Annotated in this window: 2 rRNA genes (1 of these 2 running past the window's edge); both read right to left on the reverse strand. The window is 51.9% G+C overall.

Annotated features, from left to right (window positions below):
- Positions 1-68 (reverse strand): 5S ribosomal RNA (rrf, locus tag R7Q48_RS23820); the annotation flags it as partial.
- Positions 69-161: 93 nt separating this feature from the next.
- Positions 162-1,835: ribosomal RNA gene (locus R7Q48_RS23825) — 23S ribosomal RNA — on the reverse strand; it runs 1,253 nt beyond the window's last position.

Raw genomic sequence — 1,835 nt, forward strand, 5'->3', positions numbered from 1 at the left:
CGCTATTTCGTTTCACTTCTGAGTTCGGCATGGAAATCAGGTGGGTCCAAAACGCTATGGTCGCCAAGCAAATTCTTTAATCTGGAAAGCTGTTTTTTAATTCTCGTTTTTACACATTCAATGTTCTTTCATTGAGTCCATCAAAACCCCTTGGGTGTTGTATGGTTAAGCCTCACGGGCAATTAGTACAGGTTAGCTCAACGCCTCACAACGCTTACACACCCTGCCTATCAACGTCGTAGTCTACGACAACCCTTTAGGATACTTAAAGTATCAGGGAGAACTCATCTCAAGGCTCGCTTCCCGCTTAGATGCTTTCAGCGGTTATCGATCCCGAACTTAGCTACCGGGCAATGCGTCTGGCGACACAACCCGAACACCAGAGGTTCGTCCACTCCGGTCCTCTCGTACTAGGAGCAGCCCCTTTCAATTCTCCAACGCCCACGGCAGATAGGGACCGAACTGTCTCACGACGTTCTAAACCCAGCTCGCGTACCACTTTAAATGGCGAACAGCCATACCCTTGGGACCGACTTCAGCCCCAGGATGTGATGAGCCGACATCGAGGTGCCAAACACCGCCGTCGATATGAACTCTTGGGCGGTATCAGCCTGTTATCCCCGGAGTACCTTTTATCCGTTGAGCGATGGCCCTTCCATTCAGAACCACCGGATCACTATGACCTGCTTTCGCACCTGCTCGAATTGTCATTCTCGCAGTCAAGCGGGCTTATGCCATTGCACTAACCTCACGATGTCCAACCGTGATTAGCCCACCTTCGTGCTCCTCCGTTACGCTTTGGGAGGAGACCGCCCCAGTCAAACTACCCACCAGGCACTGTCCGCAACCCCGATTAGGGGTCGACGTTAGAACATCAACACTACAAGGGTGGTATTTCAAGGACGGCTCCACGCAATCTAGCGACTGCGCTTCAAAGCCTCCCACCTATCCTACACATGTAGGGTCAATGTTCAGTGCCAAGCTGTAGTAAAGGTTCACGGGGTCTTTCCGTCTAGCCGCGGGTACACTGCATCTTCACAGCGATTTCAATTTCACTGAGTCTCGGGTGGAGACAGCGTGGCCATCATTACGCCATTCGTGCAGGTCGGAACTTACCCGACAAGGAATTTCGCTACCTTAGGACCGTTATAGTTACGGCCGCCGTTTACCGGGGCTTCGATCAAGAGCTTCGACCGAAGTCTAACCCCATCAATTAACCTTCCGGCACCGGGCAGGCGTCACACCGTATACGTCATCTTGCGATTTTGCACAGTGCTGTGTTTTTAATAAACAGTTGCAGCCACCTGGTATCTGCGACTCTCAATAGCTCCATCCGCGAGGGACTTCACCGTCGAGAGCGTACCTTCTCCCGAAGTTACGGTACCATTTTGCCTAGTTCCTTCACCCGAGTTCTCTCAAGCGCCTTGGTATTCTCTACCCGACCACCTGTGTCGGTTTGGGGTACGATTCCTTACAATCTGAAGCTTAGAGGCTTTTCCTGGAAGCATGGCATCAATGACTTCACATCCGTAGATGCTCGACGTCGTGTCTCAGCCTTAAGAGAAACCGGATTTACCTAATTTCTCAGCCTACGCACTTGAACCTGGACAACCGTCGCCAGGCCCACCTAGCCTTCTCCGTCCCCCCATCGCAATTGTAAGAAGTACGGGAATATTAACCCGTTTCCCATCGACTACGCCTTTCGGCCTCGCCTTAGGGGTCGACTTACCCTGCCCCGATTAACGTTGGACAGGAACCCTTGGTCTTCCGGCGAGGAGGTTTTTCACCCCCTTTATCGTTACTCATGTCAGCATTCGCACTTCTGATACGTCCAG

It is taken from the genome of Vibrio sp. 378, assembly GCF_033339435.1.